Annotated in this window: 18 protein-coding genes and 3 pseudogenes; 12 read left to right on the forward strand and 9 right to left on the reverse strand. The window is 67.7% G+C overall.

Annotated elements, in window-relative coordinates:
• The coding region (gene mobF, locus AC57BS_RS04050) for a MobF family relaxase (RefSeq protein WP_496410189.1) at positions 1–1,324 on the reverse strand (1,324 nt) is incomplete at its 3' end.
• Positions 1,325–1,668: 344 nt separating this feature from the next.
• Here mobF and AC57BS_RS04055 point away from each other — a divergent pair.
• A pseudogene (locus AC57BS_RS04055) lies at positions 1,669–1,821 on the forward strand (IS30 family transposase); the annotation flags it as partial.
• Between the two features lie 526 nt (positions 1,822–2,347).
• Here the strand turns inward: AC57BS_RS04055 and AC57BS_RS04060 are convergent.
• On the reverse strand, positions 2,348–2,884 hold the full coding sequence (locus AC57BS_RS04060) for a hypothetical protein (RefSeq protein WP_496410190.1): 537 nt from the start codon (positions 2,882–2,884) through the stop codon (positions 2,348–2,350).
• 661 nt (positions 2,885–3,545) lie between these two features.
• Between AC57BS_RS04060 and AC57BS_RS04065 the strand changes: the two genes are divergently transcribed.
• Complete coding sequence (locus AC57BS_RS04065; protein WP_496410191.1) at positions 3,546–4,172, forward strand: TetR/AcrR family transcriptional regulator; 627 nt, start codon at positions 3,546–3,548, stop codon at positions 4,170–4,172.
• A 5-nt stretch (positions 4,173–4,177) separates the two neighbouring features.
• Entirely contained in the window at positions 4,178–4,657 is a 480-nt protein-coding gene (locus AC57BS_RS04070) for a PaaI family thioesterase (protein ID WP_496410192.1), read from the forward strand.
• Positions 4,658–4,809: 152 nt separating this feature from the next.
• Here AC57BS_RS04070 and AC57BS_RS04075 read toward each other — a convergent pair whose 3' ends face one another.
• Positions 4,810–5,181 carry a winged helix-turn-helix transcriptional regulator gene (locus tag AC57BS_RS04075; RefSeq protein ID WP_496410193.1) on the reverse strand — a complete coding sequence of 124 codons (372 nt, stop codon included), beginning with the start codon at positions 5,179–5,181 and terminating at the stop codon, positions 4,810–4,812.
• Between the two features lie 208 nt (positions 5,182–5,389).
• On the opposite strand from AC57BS_RS04075, the gene AC57BS_RS04080 reads away from it, so the two are divergent.
• Together AC57BS_RS04080 and AC57BS_RS04085 are read left to right on the forward strand one after the other, a co-directional pair.
• Complete coding sequence (locus AC57BS_RS04080; protein WP_496410194.1) at positions 5,390–5,815, forward strand: DoxX family protein; 426 nt, start codon at positions 5,390–5,392, stop codon at positions 5,813–5,815.
• Positions 5,816–5,871: 56 nt separating this feature from the next.
• Positions 5,872–6,363 carry a peroxiredoxin gene (locus tag AC57BS_RS04085; protein ID WP_496410195.1) on the forward strand — a complete coding sequence of 164 codons (492 nt, stop codon included), beginning with the start codon at positions 5,872–5,874 and terminating at the stop codon, positions 6,361–6,363.
• Here AC57BS_RS04085 and AC57BS_RS04090 read toward each other — a convergent pair.
• The 3 genes from AC57BS_RS04090 to AC57BS_RS04100 all read right to left on the reverse strand — a co-directional run bounded on the left by AC57BS_RS04090 (position 6,360) and on the right by AC57BS_RS04100 (position 9,339).
• Positions 6,360–8,051 carry an MDR family MFS transporter gene (locus AC57BS_RS04090; protein WP_496410196.1) on the reverse strand — a complete coding sequence of 564 codons (1,692 nt, stop codon included), beginning with the start codon at positions 8,049–8,051 and terminating at the stop codon, positions 6,360–6,362. The two genes, AC57BS_RS04085 and AC57BS_RS04090, sit on opposite strands and share 4 nt — an antisense overlap.
• Entirely contained in the window at positions 8,048–8,542 is a 495-nt protein-coding gene (locus AC57BS_RS04095) for a MarR family winged helix-turn-helix transcriptional regulator (protein WP_496410197.1), read from the reverse strand. Before AC57BS_RS04095 ends, AC57BS_RS04090 begins: the two co-directional genes overlap by 4 nt.
• A 167-nt stretch (positions 8,543–8,709) precedes the next feature.
• Positions 8,710–9,339, reverse strand: a complete 630-nt coding sequence (locus AC57BS_RS04100; RefSeq protein WP_496410198.1) for a TetR/AcrR family transcriptional regulator — start codon at positions 9,337–9,339, stop codon at positions 8,710–8,712.
• A gap of 1,244 nt (positions 9,340–10,583) precedes the next feature.
• Between AC57BS_RS04100 and AC57BS_RS04105 the strand changes: the two genes are divergently transcribed.
• The gene (locus tag AC57BS_RS04105) at positions 10,584–11,087 is read left to right on the forward strand and encodes a GbsR/MarR family transcriptional regulator (protein WP_496410199.1); all 504 of its coding nucleotides are present in this window, start codon (positions 10,584–10,586) and stop codon (positions 11,085–11,087) included.
• Between the two features lie 94 nt (positions 11,088–11,181).
• Here the strand turns inward: AC57BS_RS04105 and AC57BS_RS04110 are convergent, their stop codons facing one another.
• Together AC57BS_RS04110 and AC57BS_RS04115 are read right to left on the reverse strand one after the other, a co-directional pair.
• Positions 11,182–13,521, reverse strand: coding sequence for an MMPL family transporter (locus AC57BS_RS04110; RefSeq protein WP_496410200.1), 2,340 nt, complete (start codon positions 13,519–13,521; stop codon positions 11,182–11,184).
• A gap of 37 nt (positions 13,522–13,558) precedes the next feature.
• Positions 13,559–14,149 carry a TetR/AcrR family transcriptional regulator gene (locus AC57BS_RS04115; RefSeq protein ID WP_214056178.1) on the reverse strand — a complete coding sequence of 197 codons (591 nt, stop codon included), beginning with the start codon at positions 14,147–14,149 and terminating at the stop codon, positions 13,559–13,561.
• Positions 14,150–14,345: 196 nt separating this feature from the next.
• Here AC57BS_RS04115 and AC57BS_RS04120 point away from each other — a divergent pair, with 196 nt between their 5' ends.
• From AC57BS_RS04120 to AC57BS_RS04140, 5 genes are all read left to right on the forward strand, one after another.
• Positions 14,346–14,831 carry a MarR family winged helix-turn-helix transcriptional regulator gene (locus tag AC57BS_RS04120; protein ID WP_496410201.1) on the forward strand — a complete coding sequence of 162 codons (486 nt, stop codon included), beginning with the start codon at positions 14,346–14,348 and terminating at the stop codon, positions 14,829–14,831.
• A 734-nt stretch (positions 14,832–15,565) separates the two neighbouring features.
• The gene (locus AC57BS_RS04125; protein ID WP_496410202.1) at positions 15,566–15,793 is read left to right on the forward strand and encodes a hypothetical protein; all 228 of its coding nucleotides are present in this window, start codon (positions 15,566–15,568) and stop codon (positions 15,791–15,793) included.
• 24 nt (positions 15,794–15,817) lie between these two features.
• A complete protein-coding gene (locus AC57BS_RS04130) occupies positions 15,818–16,198 on the forward strand; it encodes a hypothetical protein (RefSeq protein ID WP_496410203.1) in 381 nt (126 codons plus the stop codon).
• Positions 16,199–16,954: 756 nt separating this feature from the next.
• Entirely contained in the window at positions 16,955–17,515 is a 561-nt protein-coding gene (locus AC57BS_RS04135; protein ID WP_496410204.1) for a thermonuclease family protein, read from the forward strand.
• A 337-nt stretch (positions 17,516–17,852) separates the two neighbouring features.
• Positions 17,853–18,242 (forward strand): hypothetical protein, encoded by a 390-nt coding sequence (locus tag AC57BS_RS04140; protein WP_496410205.1) that lies wholly within the window; start codon positions 17,853–17,855, stop codon positions 18,240–18,242.
• A gap of 338 nt (positions 18,243–18,580) precedes the next feature.
• On the opposite strand, the pseudogene AC57BS_RS04145 reads toward AC57BS_RS04140, so the two are convergent.
• Positions 18,581–19,752: pseudogene (locus AC57BS_RS04145) on the reverse strand (IS30 family transposase).
• Positions 19,753–20,159: 407 nt separating this feature from the next.
• On the opposite strand from AC57BS_RS04145, the pseudogene AC57BS_RS04150 reads away from it, so the two are divergent.
• Positions 20,160–20,941, forward strand: a pseudogene (locus AC57BS_RS04150) (IS3 family transposase); the annotation flags it as partial.
• Positions 20,942–21,056: the final 115 nt, after the last annotated feature.

The following is a 21,056-nucleotide window of genomic DNA, read 5'->3' on the forward strand; positions in this document are numbered from 1 at the left end:
CGTCGGTGACGTCCTGGGCGTCCGGGCGGTGGCCGAGACAGTCCTCGACCATGTCTCGGACGGCCTGCTCACCACCGATGATCGCGGCGGCCTCGGCCAGCCACGCGGCCCGCTGGTCGGCCTCGGCGCGGGGTGGATGCTTGGCCTGCCGGGTCTGGTCCCACGCCTTCTCCGCGAGGGTGACGGCCTCACCTTCGGTCGGCGGCCGCCCGTGCTCGGTCTGGAAGGCGGCCGCCAGCTCGCGGCGCCGGGCCTCAATGTCGCTGTGCCGCTTGGACCAGGTCTTGGCAAGACGCTCGTCGACGCCGACGATCTCGCGCACGGGCCGCTTGTCGACACCCTTGGCCAAACCGCTCCTGCGGTTCTCGAAACGAACCCCCAACCGGGCGATCAGCTCGGACTCGATGAGGGTGTTGTACATCTCCGCGAGCGTGACGTTGGCCTTGAACAGGACCCGTCCGTCGACCGCGAGCCAGCGTCCGGTCTCGTCCTGGACCTTGTTGCTGACCGCAACGTGGGTGTGCAGGTGAGGGTCGGAAGAGCGAGCGTTGCGGTGGGTGAACATGCCCGCAATCAGCCCCTTCGCCTTGACCTGCTGGAGGCCACCGCGGCCGCGGCGCGTGAACAGCACCTCCTTCTCCAGCCACGACAGCGTGGCCTCGACAGCCGAGTGATGGGCGGCCTCGATCTCCTTGGCAACGTCCCGGTCGGCCAGCGCCCACAGCGTCGAGACGGACTTCACCGGAGCGAAGGTGAGGTCGTAACCAGCCACCGCGGTGGTCTGCTGACGGGTGGCCTTGGCCATGAACGAGCCGCGCTCGCGGTCGTCGATCGGTTCCCGGCCGTGCTCGCGGAGGAAGTGCTCGTTGCCCAGTTCGGTGCGGATCTGCGCCCGGACCTCGGCCGGCACCGGGGTCTTCCAGTGCTCACCGTGGGCCAGGTTGTAGGCGATGTAGCGCTTGGCGGTCTCCTGGATGAACTCCGGCTGGTTGCCCAGGTACCGGGCGAACACACGGCCGAGCTGGGAGGACTTCTTGGCCTGCTCAACGCTCTTCCCCGCGTCCAGCGCCGCAGTCTCCAGCCGCTCCGCGTCCGGGTGGCGACCCTCGCCGAACAGATTCCGCATGTGGGCCTCGGTGACCTGCGAGCCCACCTCGAGGTCGAGCGCACCGAGCCCCGCACCGAACCAACGGCCCGGCGACTCGCCCTTCTCGGCGTAGTAGTCGGCCAGTCCCGCGTGACCCCGGTCGGTCGCATCGTGCACCGCGACCTGACGGGTCAGGTACGTATACCCGTCTCCCGCGGTCAGCTTGTGCACACCCATCACACCTGGAGAAGCAACCGCGGCGACCCGGTTTCGGACACCTGCCCGGGACCGATTTCCGACAGTGCATGGGGTGCGAGGGACTTGGTGAGTTCGGAAATGTGGAAAGTCGTGTCGAGATGCAGCGAAGTCTGAAAACTCGACGTCGTTGTTAAACAACTCGGGTTAGTCAGGTCAGCGGCGGTGGTTCCTGGTCGATCGCGCTGATGCGGGGGCTGCCTGTGCCCAGGGAGCGAGCTCAGCTCACCGGACACGTCGAGGTCCTCGCGGTGAGGGCGGGCTGCTCGACGTCGTCAGATAGCGGGTCGCGGACGTCCGCCGGTTCGCACGCGCTCCAGTAGCGATCCCCATACGAGACGAGCGAACACCACGGGCTGCTGCGCCGGTACTTCCCCAAGGGCACGGACGTGTCTCGGGTACTCAACACCAGATCAAGGAAGACCCTCGGCTGGAAGACCCCGACCGAAGCATTCAACGAGCGCCTACTGTTGCTCTAACAAGCGGTGTTACATCCACCGGTTGAACCCCGGCCAGTACTTCGCGGTGCGCTCCGCGGGGACCTGCTACTCGTGACGAACGCACCCGCTACAGGCTGACACAGCACGGACACCTCGTACTTCGTCGAGGGCTGCGACGAGCGCATCGGCCCGGAGTCGTACGAGATGACGTTCAACCTGTCGCCCACCTACCCGAGATTGAACACGGTCGTGCTCGACGACCCTGTCCGGGAGAAGTTCGACCCGGCAACATGTTCGCGCTGCAAGTACGCGGATTGCTTCGACCGCACTGGGTACAGATCCGGCACATCCGTCGGCATTCATGAGTGCCTACAGACGTAGGCCCGAGCGCTCACGATGGCGTGTGCTCGGGCCATGGGGCGGCCGTCGTCCGGGCAGGCATAAGGGGCCTTTACACCCGGCTGGTCGTGGTGCACTGTGGCGGCGTCACCCCTCGTGCAGACGGCCCCCCTGGTTGCCCCCTCCAGGCGGGGCCGTCGTGCACCCCTCCGGTGGGGACTGCCTTTCACGTTCCGACCGAATGGCCGAGCGCGCACCCCTCGGCGGGCGTGCGACTAGACCGCGGAGGGATCCGCCGGCAGCTCATCATCGCCAATGGCCTGCCGCACCTCGTCCGCGACATCGTCAGCAACTCCATGGCCTGGTCGCGGTCCAGGTGCACGGGCATGCCAGAGACGGTGAAGCCTGCGGCCTCGAGCTGAACAAGACTCCCCCTGGCGCCGCGCCCGTACTTGATCCATGAGCACGGTGGGGCGTCGACGGCTTCGATGGCAGCGGTTTTCGTCAAAAGTTGTCCCGTGCGAAGCGCGTGACGACCCCTGGCCATCGACGTCAGGCCGAGGTCGATCATGGTTCGGTCGAGCCACCACCACGGCCTATAGGCAGCCTTCGCCCAGTAGCCGGTCAACTCTGCCCGAGCCGCCCGCCGAATGTCCTGGCCGTCGACAATCGGCAGCAGTGTCTGCGGCGGCCTCCCGAACACGGCATAGCCGTGGCGGACGACCTCAGCCCTTGCCACCGGGGACCAGGCGCGCTCGACCATAGCGCCGTGGGTCCAGGTGGCGTGTGCCGCGTCGAGATCGCACAGGCGGTCGACATCAACGTACGCGCAGCCCAACAGGGCCCTATCTGCCGCCCCTCGGTCGAGCGAGCGATGAATCCGCTCCAGCGCGGCGCGGCGCTGGCAATCGATTAGACCGGTGGCCCATGCGACGAGGTCGAGATCGCTGATGTTGGCGTGATAATCACCGGTAGCGACCGACCCACCGACGAAGACTCACTTGTCCAGCCGAGACGCTTCAACTCGCCAGCGAGGATCAGCACGCCAGGCGGTGTCTCCAGCATGCAGGCATCGTCTCTCAGCTGCTGGACTCGCACCACCAGGCACATCGCCGCATGAAGAACCGCCCGCGGTGCCGCGTTGCTCCTTCGCGGATGACGTGTGAAATCCGAAGTCCGCTAACGGGATCGCTCATCGAACACCTCCTTCGCGGTCGCTCCTTCATCAGCGGCCCTCGGTGTGATCGAGGTCGAGTACGGACAGTGGGTGGGGGCGACGGGCGTGCCGCCCACCCGAGGTCGCTCGGTTGGCCGCGTCATCTCCTGAACTCATGGTTTGTACTGGAAGTGCAACATACGATGTCGCGTAGGTCGAGAGCCGCGACCTCACCGAGATGGGCGGCGGGTGAACGGAGACGTGTGGGATGAGGAAGCTTCCGGTGAAGTTGGCCAGTCAGCTCTACGGGGCGGCGGAGCTGATCGCGGAGCGCGGTTTGGACGGCACCAAGATCGAAGACATCGCTGAGGCCACGGGCATCCCCAAGGCCACGATTTATTACCACCTCGACGGCAAGAACGCGGTGCTGGAGTTTCTCCTCGGCGACCTGTTGGACATGATCGCCGGGGCGGTCGGTGTTGCGGTAGCGAGCGAGGAGAACGCGCGGACCCGACTGGAGGCGGCTGTGCAAGCGCAGCTGGGCGTGATGCTCGAGCACCCGTCCTTGTGTCGGGCACTGGTCGGCGACCTCGGACGCGCGACCCGGCTGCCCGAGTTGGCGGCGGCACTGCGGACTGCCTTCTACGAACCGATCGAGCAACTATTGGCTGAGGGTGTCTCCGACGGGTCGCTGCGCCAGGTCGCCGATCCGGGCGCCGTGGCCTTGAGCGTCTTCGGTGCCATCACCGTCGCTGGTCTCAGCGCGGCCGTGGAGGGGCCGTCCGCCGACCCATCCGCCGACGCAGCGCGTTTCTCTGCCGCGGTCAGCGAGCTGGTCCTCGACGGTCTCGCGACACCTGGCAGTCGCGACCAGCGGCGGGGTGAGCCGCTGTGAGGAGCATGGAGGAGCTCCTCGCGAGCTGGAACGAGAAGTTCCGGCCGCACGCTGATGGTGCTCAGCTTCCGCCGCACCACACCCACTGCCTTGCCTGTGGCCCCGACAACCCGCACGGCCACCACCTCACCGTCCATCGTCGAGGCGAGGAGGTGCACGCGACGCACGTCTTCGATGAACGTCACGTGGGCGCCCCCGGGATCGCCCATGGCGGTGCCGTAGCAACCGTTTTCGACGACCTCTTCGGGTTCCTGCTCTACCTCACGGGCGGTCCTGCGGTGACCCGGAAGCTCGAGGTGCTCTACGACTCACCGGTCATCCTCGGCACCACCTACGATCTTGCGGCCAGGGTCGTCCGGACAGAAGGGCGCAAGCTCTTCATGGAAGCCGACATGAAGCAGCTCGGAGGGTCACGTGTCGCCTCCGCCTCGGCCCTCTTCCTTTCGGTGGACGTGACCCACTTCAACCAGGGCATGCCGCGATGACGGGCCCATCGTCGGGCGCCGTACTTCCCGACGCCTAGTGTTCCGAAGTTCTGCAGTCCCGTGGGTGCCGATCCTGGTGGCGGTTGCCTCAGAGCCTCGGCAGCGGTTGGTACAACCTGAGCAGCACGAACAGCTCAGGACGGCGCTCGGATTCAATGGCCGGGCCCGGTGTCGGATTCGCGCCCGGTCCCGCCCATCCAATGCGTGGTCCACTCCGACAACGCGCGTAGCGCGGGCACGAGCGCCTGCCCTGCCTCCGTCGGGGAATACCCGACCAGGCCCGGATCCGTGGCGGTGTGACGCTCGAGGAGTCCCTCGGCCTCGAGCCGGCGCAGCCGGTCGCACAGCAGCCGATCCGATACGCCAGGCACGGCGACGCGGATGTCGCTGAACCGCCGGGCTCCGGAGAGCACTGCGAGCAGGATGCTGCCCGTCCATCTGCCGCCGATGAGTTCCAGCGCTTGCTGCAGGCCGAGGCAGTGGCCAGGCGGCCATTGTCCGGGAGTGCTGCTCTGCTGCGTCACTGGTCCATCATGACGTTTCGGTTCGTCGCGAGGAACCTTTGGCCGGACACCACGCGCGGCGGGGTCACGTCGTCGCAGGGCACACCCACTTTCAACGCCACTTACGAAGAGTACTTACCATACGTAAGTTTGCGGTCTAGGATGGGCATGGAGCGGGCGGCCCACAGTTCTGCTCCGCACCTCGACGTGGAAGGTCTGGTGGCTGACCGTGGACGTACTCGTGTTGGTGGGGCGCATCCTGTTCGCCGCGTTGTTCTTGATGTCGGGATTCGGGCACCTGACCCAGACCAAGATGATGGCCCAGTACACGGCCTCGCGCGGGGTTCCTCAGGCGCTCGCCCCGGCAGTGGTGTTCGGGTCGGGGCTGCTGATCGTGGCCGGCGCACTGATGGTCCTGCTGGGCGTATGGGGCGACCTGGGCGCCCTGTTCCTGGTGGTCTTCCTGGTTCCCACGGCCGTGATCATGCACGGCCCCTGGGGTGTCGAGGATCCTCAGCAGCGGATGATGGAACAGACCCAGTTCCTCAAGGACCTGGCGCTGGCCGGGGCGGCGCTGATGGTGCTGGTCCTGTTCGGCTGGGCCGGCCCGGACTTGGGCCTCACACTGACCGACCCGCTGTTCGACTTCGGCTGATCGCGCCGGTTGCACCTTGACCGGAACCGAAGCGCCCGGACCGGAGGGAGTCGGCGATGACTGGGCTGCGAGTCGGTGACCTTGCCCCGGACTTCGAGCTGCCCGACCAGCATGAGACTCCCGTCCGGTTGAGTCGGCTGCTCGTGGCCGGGCCGGTGGTGCTGTTCTTCTATCCGTTGGCGATGAGTCGGGGCTGTACCGCGGAGAGCTGCCATTTCCGTGACTTGGCTGCGGAGTTCGAGGCGACCGGTGCGACCAGGGTCGGGGTCAGCCGCGACTCCGTGGCTCGTCAGCGTCAGTTCGACGCCGAGCATGACCTGGGGTACCGGTTGCTCTCCGACGCCGAGGGGGCCGTGGCTGTCGCCTACGGTGCGCAGCGGAATCTTCCCGGGTTGCCGCCGCGGCGGAGCACCTTCGTGATCGGCTCCGACCAGCGCGTGCGGGGAGTGATTCGTAGTGAGCTGCGGATGGAGGCCCATGCGGACGAGGCACTGCGCATCCTCGCAGCCGACGGGGGCACGGACACCGGGGGGACCGGGCCTGCCTAGCGACGGTGGGGTGGCCTCCCCGGGGGCGGGGGGTTCTCGGGCCGTGGGGCGTCTTCGTCGTCGGTGAGATGTGCGTCGGGGTCGACGGAGGTCTCGAACGCGGCGGCGAGGTCCTCGCCCGAGGTGTGTCCCCGGGACTGTCGCAACGGGGTCTCTCGCAGGAACAGCAGGATGACGAACCCGAGGATCGCGAACGGTACGGCGGCGAGGAACGTGGTCTGTAGCGCCTCGGCGAACCCGGTGGTGACCGCGAGATGGATGGGCTCGGGTAGCGCGGCGATCTGGTCTGGGGTGCCCTGGGTGGCGGAGCTGGCGGGCATCTGGTCGGCGCTCACCCCGGCCGCCTTCAGCTGGGCGGGGATGGTGTCGCGGAGCCGGTGGGTAAGTAGTGCGCCGAAGACGGCGACTCCCATCGCGCCGCCCAGGGAGCGGAAGAAGGTGGCGCCGGAGGTGGCGACGCCGAGGTCGGCATGGGGCACCGCGTTCTGGGTGGCCAGCACGAGGACCTGCATCACCATGCCGATGCCGGCGCCGGTGATGAACATGAAAACGCCGACCAGCCACAGCGAGGTGTCCACCGACAGCCGGCTCATTAGCGTCAGGCCGACGGCGGCGACCAGCAGGCCGACGACGGGGAAGATCTTGTAGCGGCCGGTGCGGGTGATCAGGCGCCCCGATCCGATGGAGGTGGCCAGCAGGCCGACCATCAGCGGAAGGGTCAGCAGCCCCGACGCGGTGGGGGACTCGCCCTTGACGATCTGCAGGTACTGCGGCAAGAAGATGATGGCGCCGAACATGGCGACCCCGACGACGAAGCCGGCCAGACTGGTGATGATGAAGGTGTGGTTGGCGAACAGCCGCGGCGGCATGATCGGCTCGACCGACCGGCGCTCCTGCCACACCGCGGCCGCGAGCATGACCAGAGCTACCGCGGTCAACCCGTAGGTCCAGGCCGAGTTCCAGGCGAACTCCTTGCCGCCGAGCGAGAGCATCAGCAGCAGCGCGCTGATCCCGGCGACGATGAAGAACGCCCCCAGCCAGTCGATGGCGTGCCGGCGGCGTGGGAACGGAAGCTTCAAGACGCGTTCGGTCACCACCAGGGCCACGATGCCGATGGGGATCCCGACCCAGAACGTCCACCGCCACGAGAGGTGCTCGACCAGGAAGCCACCCAGCAGGGGCCCGGCAACGGTGGCCAGGCCGAAGACCGAGCCGATGTAGCCCTGGTAGCGGCCGCGTTCGCGGGGACTGACGACGTCGCCGATGATCGCCTGGGACAATGCCATCAGCCCGCCCACGCCGAGTCCCATCACGGCCCGGGACCCCACCAGCTGCCCCATGTTCTGGGCGAACCCGGCGGCGAGAGAGGAGACCAGGAAGATCCCGATCGCGGACTGGAACATGATCTTGCGGCCGTACAGGTTCGACAGCTTGCCCCAGATCGGCGTGGATGCGGTCGAGGTCAACAAGGTGGCCGAGACAACCCAGGCCAGCTGGTCCTGACCGCCGAGCTCACCGACGATGGTGGGCAGCGCGGTGGCCACGATCGTCTGGGACAGGGCGGCGACCAGCATCCCCAACATCAACCCCACCACGACGGTGAGGATCTGCCGGTGCGTCAGCTCCGGCATCACCTGCTCGCCGGATGCCCCCGGGACACCGGCTCCGGGGGAGGACGACCTATTCATCGCTGGCCCCCTTCCGCGGTGTGCGGATCCCCGGCCAGATGCTCGTGGAGACCGGCGTTGAACGCCGCCAGCAGGGACGCGAAGCGCGCCAGATCCTCGGGCGACCACGACCGCAGCAGCTCACGGACGACGCCGCGCCGTTCCGCCCGCGTCGTGCTCAACACGCCCCGGCCGTGCTCGGTCAGCCGCAGCCGGAGAGCGCGCCGGTCCTCGGCGTCCGGCTCGCGCGTGACCAGGCCGGCCTGCTCCAGGGCCGCGACCTGTCGGCTGATCGTCGAGGCGTCCAGGTGGAAGTGCGCTGCGAGCTCACTGGACCGCAGCGGGCCGGTGTCATGGAGCCACGCCAGGATCCCGTAGGCGGCCCTCTCTACGACCCGCTCTGTCGGCCCCCCGCGCAGATGCACCTTCTGGGCACGCCGCACCAAAAGGGTCAGCTCCTGCTCGATGGACTCCACCGAGACGAGGCCGATCTCCGATCCAACTGATTGCATGTACCAACCATAACGGCTTTGGCGACGGCGAGCGCACCCGTGATGTCTCGCGTGGCCCGAGCCGGAGCGGCGCCGGGATAAGCGCTACTGCTCCAGGTGTAGAGGCTCAGCAGTCCCACCCGACGCAGATCGCCAGTGGGCGATGTTTGGGGACAGCCGGATGCCAGTCAGGAGATGTCGCCGACCAAGTAGCGCTGCAGTGTGGGAGCAAGCGCGGCCACCAGCTCGTCCTGGCTTGCAGAGGTCAGATCCTCGAGGCCGACGACGTGGCGAGCCAAGGCGAGGCCAAGGATCTGCGACATCACGAGCGCGGCGCGCAATGGTGCCTGCCCGACCCCGAGATGGGACACGACCGGTTCCAGCAGCTCAGTGGTGAACTTGTCGCCAACCATGCGAGCGGTGTCGGCTTCGACCGCCGCGGTGCGGAGGGTTCCGAGGATGCGCTCTCGCCGGGCCGTCTCATCGAGTGCCTCGATCACCAGTCTTGCCAAGCGCTCGCCGACGAGCCTCGGGTCCCCGTCCAGGAGCCGAGCCATCAGCGCGGGCGAATCAGAAGGAAGGCTGATGACCTCGTCGAACAGCTCTCGTTTCGAGCCGAAGAAGTACGCCACGAGGGCGGCATCCACGCCCGCCTGTGCTGCGACCGCCCTCAGGGTGACGCGGTCGTAGCCTCCAGCTGCGAACTGCTCGCGGGCTGCCCGAGCTATCTCCTCGCGTGTCGAACTGTGCCCCGGCCGGCGCCCTGGTCGTGCTCGGACCGGGCTCACGGCCGCCGTTCCATCAGAAGGCTGCTCCATACCCCACCCGCCTAGTTTTCCGTCCAAAGGCCGCCGACGAAGGGCTGGCGGCTCGGAGAGCGGACGCGACACGCCGGGGCGTGGCACTCCTCATGACATCCAGCCTGTCCGTCGCTGGTCAGCGACCGCGTCACCTCGTCGATGTCAGTGCCGTCATCCTGACAGTGTCGGACGATGGTGCTCGAAGGACAACGGCGCTGCATACGTGGTCACCACGACATCGTGTCGACGACGACTCAAAGCGGAGGCGACACTGCTGAGTGCGCCGATTCTTGGTGGTCTCCCGAACTCGGTCAGCCAGACGCGGCAACGCCGGGCCATGAACGCCATCGGTAGCTCACTGCACGCCCACTGCACGCCCACGGCAGGGAGAGGCGTGGCGCCGTGGGCGGCTGGACCCTCTGCTTCTACCCTTTCCCTCCTATGCATTTCGGCGTAGGCTGGCGCCGACCGCTACCTACGGGTGATCGCGATCCCCCGGGTTCGGCCGCCACGGCTGGAGGTGGGTGAGGTGAGATACGGGAATCCGTACGGGCTGGCATGGCAACAGCTGGGGAACGCCCTGTGGGATGTCTTGGCAGTCGTGTGGTGGACGCTGGTGGCTGGCAGCGTCGCGTTCGGTGCATGCTGGTGCATGGGGCAGTTCATGTATACGGAGTGGGTTCGCGACCATCCTGCGCCCCGCCTCCGGTTCTTTGCCGAACGCAGGCTGCGTCGAGACATCGCCCGCGGGCTGGGCGACCTTGAGGAGTACCTCCGCGAACGCGATGCATCGCACCTCGACGACGGGCCTGCCCGTTCCGGCCGGTCCCGGACCTGGAGGCGCCGGGGCTGGCACCGACCTTGAGACAGACTCCGACAGCCCGGACGGCTCCAGGATCTGCGGTTTGCAGGCGGTTCTCTGAGGGCTGCCCTGCATCCCGGGCGGTTCGACGTCTGGGACCACGGTCGGACGTGCCTGGTTCGGGAGGCCGACGCCACCACGCCGGCTCGCCAATCGGCCCGGGGTCGCTGGAGCGCCCCGGGGGAAGCCACACGAAAGGGGCGGGCTCCTTCACGTGGGCGAGTTGGACGCGAAGCAGCCCAGGTGAAGCGGAGGTCGCATGCTCCGGCCGCGTCCGGACGCCCGGCGACCGCGCCAGACACGGCATTCCCGGATGCGGGGACGATATCGACGCCACGCGGAGACCCCAGCGGGCCGCGATCGGTATCGCAACGGGCACACCCCGGATGGGGCTGGCTCGATGAGCGATGCTGAGCAGATGATGCCGAGCCGCTGGCAGGACGAGAGCGAGGGGCTGCTTCGCGTGGTCGAGCGCATTGCCCTGATCCTGAACGAAGCCGGGATCCCACGGATGTCCGCCAGGGTGTTGGCCTACATGCTCGCCGACGACGCTGACCGCTACTCCGCGGCCGCGCTCGCGGATGGGCTTCGGGTCAGTCCGGCCGCAATCTCGGGGGCGGTGCGGCATCTCACCGCGACACGGATGGTGGTCAAGGAGCGCGAACCTGGGAGGAGGGCCGAGTTCTACCGGGTCTGTGAGGGCGGCGTGTGCGGCATGATCGTGGCCGCCTGGATCCCGGTTCTCAAGCAGTGGAAGTCCGTGGTGGAGTCCGCCGCCGTCGAGCTCGGCGCAAACGGCGGTGGCCACCGATTGGCCGAGGCGACAGAGTTCATCGCGTTCCTGCGCGGCGAGACGGAGGGCATGCTCTGGCGCTGGGCCGAGTACCGCCGCGATCTTGGATGAGCGATCCTCGGTGATCGAGGATCCAAGGGTTTGGTGGTCGATCGCGTTCGGGCCTTGGCGGTAGACCGGGGCGGCTCTGGACGCTCCAGTCGGGTCAGTTGCGGACCTCGACGTTTTGTCGGTCGGTGGCCTCGGCCTGCTGGTTGAGCATAGTCAGCAGCTTGTCGCCCTCGATGTCGAGGTCGGGCAGCAGGCGGTCGAGCCAGCGGGGCAGCCACCATGCTCGCTCGTCGAAGACGGCCATGAGGGCCGGGACGAGGGTCAGCCGGACGATGAAGGCGTCGATGAGGATGCCGGCGGCGAGGGCGAAGCCGATCTGCTTGATCATGATGTCGTGGCTGAAGATGAAGCCGGAGAAGACCGCGACCATGATGATCGCGGCTGCTACCACGACGCGGCTGGCCTGGTCGAAGCCGTGCACGACGCTCTGGCGGGCTGGCTGGCCGTGGATGTGTGCCTCGCGCATGGAGGAGACCAGGAAGACCTCGTAGTCCATGGCGAGCCCGTAGAGGATGCCGGTCACGATGATCGGCATGAAGCTCATCAGCGGGCCGCCGGTGTCGAACCCGAAGAGGCTGCTGAGCCAGCCCCACTGGAAGACGGCGGTGGTGGCGCCGAAGGTGGCCAGGATGCTGAGCAGGAAGCCGGCGGTGGCCTTGAGTGGGACGACGATCGAGCGGAAGACCAGCATCAGGATCAGGACGGACAGGACGATGATGATGGCGAGGTAGAGCGGTAGGACGTCGGCGAGCTTGTCGGACATGTCGATGCCGATGGCGGTGAACCCGGTGACGCCGAGCTCCACCTCATTGGTCTGGGCGATGTCGTTGTCGGGCTCGCGCAGCGACTTCACGAGGTCGCTGGTGGCCTCGTCGCTGGGGCCGGAGGTGGGGATGACGCTGAACACGGCCAGGTCGCCGGCCTCGTTGACGCCGACGGGCGCGGCCAGCACGATGTCGTCTCGGCTTTGGAACTCGGCGAGGAGTTTCGCGGTCAGCTCGGGGGTGACGCGGTCTGCGCTGCCGGTGGGCTCTGCGGTGACCAGGAGGGGGCCGTTGAATCCCTGACCGAAGCCTTGGGAGACGGCCTCGTGGCTCTGCCGGGCGGCGGTGTCCCGGTTCGCGGTCTCGCCGGTTGGGATCCCCAGGTTCATGCTGGCTGTGGGGATCGCCATCACGCCCAGGATTGCGACCACTCCGGCGATGACGGGCCACCGGAACCTGATCACGCCCTTGACCCAGTGGTCGGCGACGCTGTGCGACTCTGCCTCTACCTTGGCGCGGCGCCGGGATCGGGCCTTGTCGGAGCAGATCCGTTCTCCGACCAGGCCCAGCAGTGCGGGCAGCAGGGTCAGGGCGATGAGGACAGCCAGGGCGACCGTGGACGCCGCGACCAGTGCCATCGTGGACAGCATGGCGATTCCGATGACGGTCAGCGCGGTCAGGGCGATCAGGACGGTCAGTCCTGCGAAGAAGACCGCGCTGCCTGCGGTGCCCACCGCCCTGCCGGCTGCCTCCCGCGCGGTGATCCCCTGGTCGAGGATCAGTCGTCGCTGCCTGTTGACGACGAACAGTGCGTAGTCGATGCCGACGGCGAGGCCGACCATGAGACCGAGAACGGGGGTGGCGGAGTTCATCTCGACGGCCGTGGAAAGCGCGTACGCGCCACCCACGCCGATGCCGACGCCGACCAGGGCGGTGATCAGGGGCAGACCGGCCGCGATCAGCGAACCCAGGGTGAGCACCAGCACGAGAGCGGCGACGGCGAGACCGATCACCTCGCCGATGCCGACGGGGATCTCGATGGCCTTGAGTGAGTCGCTCGGGAGCACGGTGATGCCCGTTCCCTGCTCGGCGCGCTCGACCACCTCGACCACGGAGGTGACGTCGTCATCGGTCAATGAGGTCGAGGCGACTGTGAACTGGAACTGGAACAGCGCGACCTGCCCGTCGGAGGACACCAGCACGCCGGGCACGGGGGCGCCGTCCACGACCAGCGGCTGGTAGGGAGGCGTCTGTGCGTGGTCCGTCCCGGCTGGGGGATCGGCCGGCGCATCTTCCTGAGGAGTGCCCGGTCCGACCTGCTCCCCGGCACCCAGAGCGGCGTCCAGGGGGTTGACAACCTTCTTAAGGTCATAGACGTCGCTGACGGTGCCGCTGATCACCGCAAGACGCTCCGGAGTGTCGAGGCGCTCACCACCCGGCACAGTGAAGACGACGCTGGCCTGGCCTCCCGACGCCGCGGGAAGCTCATCGGCCACGCGGTCGAGCACGGTCTGAGCCTCGGTGCCCTCGATCTTCATCTCGGAGCTGACGTTCACCCCGTTGATGGCCACGGCACCGACAACCGCGGCGAGGACCGCCACCCAACCGGCAATGAACAGCCACGGCCGGCCGAATGCGGTTCGTCCGAGCCGGTACAAGAATGTGGACATGGGTTGTGGCTCTCCTTGAGGGGCGGGGCGGCGGTGGCTAGAGGCCGTGGCGCAGGTAGTCGAAGGTGAGATCGAGGAACGAGGCGTAGTCCATCGATGCGGGGGTGGCGTCGTTCTCGCCGTCCAGGTGCACGTCGAGAGTTCCCTCCAAGGCGGCCATCACGGCGCCATAGACGGCGCCGAACAGCAGCGGCACGTAGATGGCGGGATAGCGGTCCCCGGCTGCGGATCCCAAGAGCTCCTGGGCGGTGTGGCGCATGCGTTGCTGAACGCTGAGGACGTAGGGCTCGAGGGTTGGGTACTGCCGTGCCATAGCCATCAGCTCGCGCATCCTCACCAACGTGTCCGCGGTGAACTGATCCCTCATGACGGACAATAGGGCATCGAGCAGTGGCAGGTCTTCTGGCAGGTCGGCGAGGATCGCGCTGGCGTCGTCGACACCCCCGAAAGCGACCGCGGCGACTGCCTCCTCCTTGCAGGAGAAGTGGTTCGCGAAGGTGCGTCGCGAGTAGCCCGCCCGCTCGACGACGTCCGCAGTGACAAACCCGAACAACCCGCGCTCACGGGTCAGCTCGAAGGCCGCCTCGGCCAGCGCTTGTGCCGTCGCCTCCCGCTTGAGGTCCCGCAACCCACGATCCATGCCCTCAGTATGACCGGGCCTGCCCAATGAGCAACATTGCCCAGTGAGCACGCGGGCATTCGCCTGACGTCTTGCTGAGCGGTAGCCGCCGGCGGCGGCCGGTAGCGTGACGGCACACGCGACTGCCGATCCGCCTTCGGGGGCCGGTCCTGTCAGTCGGCGGCATCGACCTAGGGGAGCGCGTATGGGTGCTGATGGCGAAGCGGTCGGCGTCGACCGCGCACGGAATGAGACGACGACCGATGACGGGCAACAGTTCGCCGATGCGGTGCTGGCCCTGCTCGCAGTCGCTCGAAGGACCAGGGGCCGACTTCAGCCGCTTTTTGACGACGTCACCGTGCCACAGCTGGTGCTGCTGGACGCCGTGCAGGCTTGCGGTCGCGAGGGCATCGCCGCCATCTCGGCATACACGCTGCTGAGCCAACCCACGGTGACCCAACAGGCCGCCGGGCTGGAAGCGGCCGGCCTGCTGCGCCGCATCCCAGCCAAAGACGATCGACGCCGACGCGTACTCACGCTCACCGAACGCGGGGAGCAACTCCTGGCCGCCAAGCGAGGCCTGGTTGCCGACCGGTTAGCGGTGGCCTGGACATCCCTCACCGCCGAGGAGCAGTCGATCGCGGTCCCACTGCTTCGCCACATCATTGTTCTTGTCTCGGACCTCGCCTGACTCCCACCACTACCCTTTTCCTCCTATGCATTCCGGCGTAGTCTCACGCGCAAGGCCTGTTCTTCACGTCGGCCGACCCGTCTTGGCCCCCGAGCCGAACGTACGTCGCAGGCGACAGGCAGCCACCCAAGGGAGGTGGGCTGTGCAGCGGGTGGACCTCAATGGGCACGGACGGCACTATCTGGCCGAAACATTCCTGGACGTGACCCGGTACCTACTGTGGTGGCTTGTCGGTGGACTCGTTGCCTGTGGCAGCTGGTGGTACGGGGGCGTCGAGGTGTATCACAATTGGGTGCGGGAGTCGCCAGCTCCTCCCGTCAGGTTGGTGACCGAGTTGCGGCTACGGCGAGAAGCGCGCCGGGGTTTCCGCGCGCTTGAGAAGTACCTCGCGCAGCAACAGCCCCTACCGACCTCGAAGTCGAGTTGCCCCGGGGCGGACTCCGCGCGGAGAGGAGAACGTTCAACCCGGAGGTCGAGAACTACATGGTGGTGGCGAGCAAGGTATAGACGACGGGCTCACAGCCCCTGGGTCGCGCCGCGGCTGCTCGCAGCAGGCTTCTTGCTCTCATCGGCGGCTATATCGGCGCGCTTTTCGGCCGAGCAACATTCGCCGTCCCGATTGACGAACCTCACGCGGGAAACTCACTGATCAACGGACGTGCAGGCGCACTCGCGTCCCGCAAGCACTGTCCGGAGCACTATCCCGAGACGGGAGCGTCCTGCGGGGCACAGCCATGGCGACCGGCCTGCTGAAGTCGCACTTTGACGAGGGGCCGCTGATCGGCCAGTTTCGCCAAGGTTGCCCGCGGGCACGCCGTCAATCTCTTCTGCATCTCGACAAGTCGAGTGTCGGTGCTGGGTTCGTGGTGTTTGGAAAATTCGGTGAGCTCGAGGTGGCCGATCCGGGTCGGTCGAGGTTGCTTCTTGCTTGTGAAGGGTCGCGGTGGATTTCCGTGACGTGACGATCAAGGAAGAGGTGATCGAAGATGGGGAAGGCAGCGCAGGCTTTGGCGGGTCGCGATCGGGCTCGGGATGCCCGGCTGAAGGCGGCGCGCGAGCGGCGGCTGAAGCTGGACCCGGACCAGCTGGCCCGGGAACGGCGCATCGATGAGGCGTCGGTCGAGGTGGAGATCGCCTGGGAGGACAGGGCGCAGGCCGAACAGGCGGTCACGGACGCGGAGATCGCGGCCGCGGCCGCGATCGAGCGGCTCCTCGCGGAGCGGCTCGCGGTCAAGGATGTCATGCAGCTGACCGGACTCGACCAGGCGACGGTACGTCGGCTGCGTCAGCTCGGCCCCGACACCAATGACGACAGTGACGAGGAGGTCGGCTCCACTGGTGAGGGTGCCGATGTCGAGGTGGCGTGATGGCGAGCCAGCCGACCATCGTGACCGGTCGCAGGCGGCAGCACGAGCTGCTGCGGTCGTGGTCGGGCTGGCCGCTGACCTCAATCCTGATCGACCCTGCCGAGGTCGCCCACGTCAGGGAGGCCGGCTCGTCGGGCCCCCATCACCACGACCCGGAGACGGGGGAGCGGATCGTCGGCACGGCCGGCGGGATCGGGTTCGGCGTCAACGGCGGCTGGCACCACCCGGTCGAGGTGATCCCGTGGACAGAAGTCGAAGCGATCGCGCGGGCGGTGCCTGATGAGGTGCGTCAGCAGTTGGTGGAGTTCCGGGCGAGGTGGCGCGACCACCAGGTCGCCTACCCGCGGTTCGTCACGAGCGCGGACGCGATCGGGTGTGGCCTGATCGTTCCCGGTCAGCCACCTACGCCACGCCAGGAGGCCTATGTGCGCGAGCACGAGGCCTTCGAGGCCAGCGGCGTGCTGCCGGCCTGGGAGCAGAAGCGGGCCGTCCTCGACGCGGAGCGGCTGGGCCTGCACGCCCGGGCGCTCTCCGTGGATGCCGATTCGGAGGCGGGTGACCTCCTCGAGCTGCTGGACGACCAGAAGGTCGACGGGACCGCGGAGAAGTTGGGCACCGCGGCCGCCGCCGGGCCGCCATCGTTGACGGATCGGGCGGCGCTGCGACCGCCCTCACCCGGCACGACCCCTGCGGCGCGGGCAGCGGGATCGTCGAGCCCGATCGCGCCAACCACGGGAGGAGTGGAGGAGTGGGCCGATGATCGCGAGCAAGCCGGTCCGGCTCCTGTCGCTGGCGATCGTGGCACTGGTGGTCCTCGTCGGCGTACGGGGCATCGTCGGCGGCATCGGGTCCAGCGGCGACCTGTTGGGGGGCGCGGGAGCCGACTCCGTGGCCGCCGGCCAGCGGACACCCGGCGTCGTCGCCTACGTCTTGGACGGGGACACGGTCGAGGTCACCACTCCCCATGACCGGGACGTCCGAGTGCGGTTGCTCGGCATCAACGCGCCCGAGATCCCGCAGCCGGGCAAGCCAGCGGAGTGCTACGGCTCTGCGTCCACGCGATACCTCAGGCAACTCCTGCCGGTCGGCACGCAGGTCACTCTCGTGAGCGACCCGACGCAGGACGGCGTCGACAGCTACGGGCGCTGGCTGCGCTACGTCGAGGCAGGTGGGCGCGACATCGGACGGGCGCAGATCCGGTCCGGTGCCGCCGCGGCACGGGACAGCTCAGACCCCGTCTCGCGCCACGCAGCGTACGTGCAGGTCGAAGACCAGGCCCGCGATCGCGGTGCGGGGATGTGGACGGCATGTCGCTGACCCTCACGTCGGGACTGATGACGGCGAAGGGGTTTACAAACGGGATACGGGGGCTATGCCGTACGGCTGATGGTGACACCCGCCGTCGCAGCGTACTGGACCGGACATGCACGAGGTGTGTGGCACTTGGTTGGTCGCGGAACTCTGGGGGACGCTGACAGGCGTCGGTGACAGCCGGGGCGTCGAGTTTGGGATCAGGTGGCTGGACGGGCTGCGCTGGATCGGTCTGGGGAGCGGTTTGAAGTTTTGGGAATCGGTGATCGCTCGGGGTCCGGGAAGTGCCGTAGGTGACTGCCAGAATCCCCCCGGACTTGGGGCCGACACGAGTGAGGACCGGATGAGTCAGCAGACGATCAAGCAGCAGGCCAGGCGTACGGCGCGGGAGATGGCCGAGAAGCGCCGGCGCGAGCGGGAGGAGCGGGAGCGCCGGGTGGTCGACTTGGCCGAGCAGGTCATGGTCGCGATCGGTGAGCGCGGCGCGGCGGTGGCCAAGACCGAGAAGCTAGCCGGGGAGGCGCTGCGGCAGTTGACCGAGCGCGAGGGCCTGTCCCTGGGCGAGGCCGTCGAATGGTGCGGCGAGACGATCACCGTGCGCGGGGCCAGGCGGTTGCGGCGGCTCGCCAGTGAGTCGATGGTAGGAGACGTCGGCGTCAGGGCGCCTACGGCTCGACGCTGGCGAGCGCCTGCAGTGGGGGAGCGGGCGCCAATTCGTCCGCCGGTTGACTAGGCGCAGGAGACTAGGGGATTAATCGGATGACGAGCCAGGCCACGATCCCGCTCGCGATCTACTGGCAGCCCCGCGTGTGGAACCTTGCACGATCGGCCAACGTCGCGGAGCTGGACGTTGACGCCGAACCACCCGGCTCGTTTAGGTCGGCTGGTCCACCCAGGCGCTCGAGCTCCAGCCCCGGCGCTCACCGCAGCGGCGGGCAGAGTTCGCGGCAGTGGGTGTGAAGCATCCCGCCCTGGTGAGCGTGACCCGCAGGAGCTGCAACAAGCAAGACCTCCGGCCTCTGTCGACGGCGCTTGAAAATGAGGCCATAGCGACGGCTTGGTTTCCAGGAGTCATCGCAATCTCTGGGTGGATGGGGACGTTAGCAGTGCGTTGAACAGCTCGGCTGGCGCGCGGTCGCCGAGGGTGAGTCGCGGTCGGCCGTTGAGCTCGTTCTCGACCCTCGCGAGATCGCGTGGGGTGTGGACCGAAAGGTCTGTTGACTTGGGGAAGTACTGGCGAAGCAGGCCGTTGGCGTTCTCGTTGGAGTCCCGCTGCCAGGGGCTGGCGGCGTCGCAGAAGTAGATCTTCGTGCCGATCGCCGTGGTGATCTCGAGGTGTCGGGCCATTTCGGTGCCCTGGTCCCACGTCAGGCTCTGGCGCAGTCCCTCCGGTAGTTCCTCCAGCGTCGTCACCAAGCCGTTTCGCAGCGTTGCGGAGTCCTGGGCGCTCAGGTGCACCAGCTTCACGTAGCGGGTCTGGGGCTCGATCAGGGTCGCGATGGCCGAGCGGTGATGCGGACCGACGATGAGGTCTCCTTCCCAGTGCCCGGCCGCGGACCTGTCGGTTGGCTCGAAGCCGCGGTCGTGGATCGAGAGCATCGGCTGAGCGAACCTCCGGCCGGCGCGCACGGTGCGCGTGTGCCCGCGCCGATGGTCACGCGCGGTCCGCAGGGTTGACACCACCTCCGCGGTCTTCGCTCGTCGCAGGAGCCCGGTCTGGTGGCGGTACAGCGCCTGGTAGATGCTTTCGGTCGCCAGCCACATGCTCGGCTCCTGGGGGAATTCGCGGCGTAGTGCCCGGCTGATCTGCTGGGGACTCCAGCGCAGCTTGAGCTTGGCGAGGAAGAACTCGAACAGCGCCGTGTTCTCCATGATCTTCATCGGCCGCTCCCGGCGTCGCCGGACCGCGGCCTCGCTATGAGCGTGGAAGGGGCGGTACCGCCCCGTCGGATGCAGCTTGCGTCGCAGCTCGCGGCTGATCGTCGATGCTGCGCGGCCCAGCTCTCGCCCGATCGCAGTAGGCCGAGCCCGCGGCTGGCCAGGTCGGCGATCTTGACCCGCTCGTCCTCGGACAGGAAACGGGGCGAGATCTGATGGACAGCGAGCGGCTCCAGAGGTGGCACGAGGAGCACCGTGCCATCGCCGGGCCGGCGCACCCGCGCGCTGTTCTTCCACCGTTGCCTCGCAGAGCGTGAGACACCCACCTCCACACACGCGGCCCGCAGTGACCAGCCTTGGGCCATCAGCTCGACGAGCCTTCGCCGAGCCTCCGACCTCGGCCGCCTACCCGGCCCCTTCCAGACACGACGCGTTGACAGCAAGGCCTCCTAGCAAACCGGCACTCGTTGCGATAGTCACTGGAAACCACCCCGTCGCGATGGCCGCGTGTTCAAGCGTCGTCGGCAATCAAGACGCTGACCCGAGACCGGGACCGACGGGTAGAAACCCAGCAGGCCGTCGAGAGCCCAACTGCGGATGATTGTCGAGGCCTACCACCCCGCACCGGTGCAGTTGTTCTCCTAAGCGGACCGGCAGATCACCCTGTCGTTCGTGCTGGACTACCCCACGCGAGCGGTGGGGGCCTGACCCCGGTTCTTGGACACGCTGAATCCAGCACTTGGTGCTGGGGAAGCGAGATGATCCGAGAATCATGGCCAGGAAGAACTACTCCGAGGAGTTCCGTCGTCAGGCCGTCGACTTGTACGAGTCCACCCCGGGCGCCACGGTCCGCGGCATCGCCGATGACCTCGGCATTGTGCGCGGCACGCTGCGGCACTGGCTCGAGGCGTACGGGACCGGCAAGAAGACCGCCGCTGACGGGACGCTGACCGTCAGCCCACTGCAGTCCAAGAACTCGTCGAAGAGCCCGTCGGCGCCCGAGGGTGAGACACCGGAGCAGAAGATCGCCCGGCTCGAGGCCCGGGTGAACGAGCTCGAGGTCGAGACCTCGAAGCTCACCACCGAGCGCGAGATCCTCCAGCGGGCGGCCAAGTATTTCGCCGGGGAGACGCGCTGGTGAGTCGCTTCCAGTTCGTCGCCGACAACTCCGCCACCTTCGAGGTGAAGCGACTGTGCGAGCTCGTCGAGATCGAGCGCTCGTCCTTCTACGCCTGGCTCAAGGCGGCCCCGGCACGCGAGGAGCGCGCCCGGGCCGATGCCGAGCTCGCGACGCGGATCAGAGCTGTGCATGCCGAGGACAACACCCAGGGTGCGCCACGGATTACCGCTGAGCTCAACGACGGCGCACCTGCCGGCGATCGCGTGAACCACAAGCGCGTCGCCCGGGTGATGCGGCTTGAGGGCATCCGTGGCTATGTGAAGAAGCGTCGGGTGCGGACCACGATCCCCGAGCCGTCGGGGCAGAAGTACCCCGACCTGCTCAAGCGGGACTTCACCGCCGAGGCGCCGAACCGGCGCTACGTCGGGGACATCCAATGCCGACGTCGGCATTGCAGGTCCTATGCCGACCTCCGGACTATGCCGATGTTGCTCACGGTCGTGCAGGTCAGCGACGGGCGGAGGACTGGAAGGTCGGCATAGTCCCGGC

The organism is Nocardioides sp. BGA-UO-ETr-FS32 (assembly GCF_059567905.1).

Bases quoted from the DNA above. Each gene is read 5' to 3' on its own strand.
- AC57BS_RS04130 (WP_496410203.1), top strand. From the start codon at position 15,818: ATGGGGAAGGCAGCGCAGGCTTTGGCGGGTCGCGATCGGGCTCGGGAT.
- AC57BS_RS04070 (WP_496410192.1), top strand. From the start codon at position 4,178: ATGGAGGAGCTCCTCGCGAGCTGGAACGAGAAGTTCCGGCCGCACGCT.
- AC57BS_RS04120 (WP_496410201.1), top strand. From the start codon at position 14,346: ATGGGTGCTGATGGCGAAGCGGTCGGCGTCGACCGCGCACGGAATGAG.
- AC57BS_RS04095 (WP_496410197.1), bottom strand. From the start codon at position 8,542: ATGCAATCAGTTGGATCGGAGATCGGCCTCGTCTCGGTGGAGTCCATC.
- AC57BS_RS04135 (WP_496410204.1), top strand. From the start codon at position 16,955: ATGATCGCGAGCAAGCCGGTCCGGCTCCTGTCGCTGGCGATCGTGGCA.
- AC57BS_RS04105 (WP_496410199.1), top strand. From the start codon at position 10,584: ATGAGCGATGCTGAGCAGATGATGCCGAGCCGCTGGCAGGACGAGAGC.
- AC57BS_RS04100 (WP_496410198.1), bottom strand. From the start codon at position 9,339: ATGGAGCAGCCTTCTGATGGAACGGCGGCCGTGAGCCCGGTCCGAGCA.
- AC57BS_RS04065 (WP_496410191.1), top strand. From the start codon at position 3,546: ATGAGGAAGCTTCCGGTGAAGTTGGCCAGTCAGCTCTACGGGGCGGCG.
- AC57BS_RS04085 (WP_496410195.1), top strand. From the start codon at position 5,872: ATGACTGGGCTGCGAGTCGGTGACCTTGCCCCGGACTTCGAGCTGCCC.
- AC57BS_RS04090 (WP_496410196.1), bottom strand. From the start codon at position 8,051: ATGAATAGGTCGTCCTCCCCCGGAGCCGGTGTCCCGGGGGCATCCGGC.
- AC57BS_RS04110 (WP_496410200.1), bottom strand. From the start codon at position 13,521: ATGTCCACATTCTTGTACCGGCTCGGACGAACCGCATTCGGCCGGCCG.
- AC57BS_RS04060 (WP_496410190.1), bottom strand. From the start codon at position 2,884: ATGGTCGAGCGCGCCTGGTCCCCGGTGGCAAGGGCTGAGGTCGTCCGC.
- AC57BS_RS04125 (WP_496410202.1), top strand. From the start codon at position 15,566: ATGGCGACCGGCCTGCTGAAGTCGCACTTTGACGAGGGGCCGCTGATC.
- AC57BS_RS04140 (WP_496410205.1), top strand. From the start codon at position 17,853: ATGAGTCAGCAGACGATCAAGCAGCAGGCCAGGCGTACGGCGCGGGAG.